The sequence below is a fragment of the Mycolicibacterium vinylchloridicum genome (genome assembly GCF_013404075.1).
Lineage (GTDB): Bacteria > Actinomycetota > Actinomycetes > Mycobacteriales > Mycobacteriaceae > Mycobacterium > Mycobacterium vinylchloridicum.
The window spans coordinates 1-879 of the sequence record NZ_JACBJQ010000200.1 but is presented as its reverse complement, the minus strand read 5'-3'; the positions used below and the strand labels follow the sequence as shown (position 1 = coordinate 879).

Below are 879 nucleotides of genomic sequence, written 5' to 3'. Positions count from 1 at the left end.
GGGGCCTCCCACCACTGTCGGATAGACCGGGCAGGCGACTCCCTACTCGGTAACCCACGAACATGGGTGAGTGGGGCCCCGGCCCGCAACCCCCAACTCAAAACCGAGGGTCACCCATACCGTCTAGCACCCTGGACAGGGGGTCCGTCTGGCAATCGCCAGGCGGGCCCCTTTTTTCGTCCGGCCGCGAAATCGCGCGCTGGGACGACTGGCCCACCGCCGAGCGCGCCTGCGGCGCGGATGGCCACCTGCCGGTGGCCGTATCCGTAGCCCCTCACCTTTAACCGTTCAGCTGGGCCCTAAGTATGACCGACAAGGCCCCGTCACGCGCCAGCCACGCCCGCGCCGAACTACGCAGGACGAGTGACCCTTTCGGCCCAACCGTGGTCAATCCCCAGGCGCTGCGCGCGGGGATTGACCCGGGGACGAAAGCCCTGCTCCGTCCGCCACGGACTCTTCGGGCTTGCGCGCGCCACCCCGCCGGTCCCCCCAACCCCAGCGCTAACCGGCGCACTTAACACCACCCGAACGGGAGAACAACCATGCGCATCAACCTGAGCTCCAACACCGACATCCTCGCCGCCACCCCGACGCTGTTCGGCTTCGTTCCCACCAACAGCATCGTCGCGATCGTCCTGGACAACATCGGCGATCGACACACCGTCTACGTCAGCGCCCGCTACGACATCGCCGAACCCCTCGAGGCCGCCGCCCAACTGGCCAACACCCTTCCCCTGCAACAACCCGGCGGGTGTGGTTCCCCCGAAATCGTGGAGGGTTTCCTATGCCGCTTCGGGCTTGGTCTTGGATTCCCTGATCTCGTAGTTGACGGGCGATAGCCCGTCGGCGGCACTGTGGCGGCGTTGGTGATTGTAGAAG

1 protein-coding gene is annotated in these 879 nt (G+C 66.6%); it reads left to right on the top strand.

Going from position 1 to position 879, the window contains the following annotated elements; translation table 11 throughout:
- The first annotated feature begins 542 nt into the window (after positions 1–542).
- Positions 543–839, top strand: a complete 297-nt coding sequence (locus HPC46_RS34560) for a DUF4192 family protein (RefSeq protein ID WP_179476459.1) — start codon at positions 543–545, stop codon at positions 837–839.
- Positions 840–879: the final 40 nt, after the last annotated feature.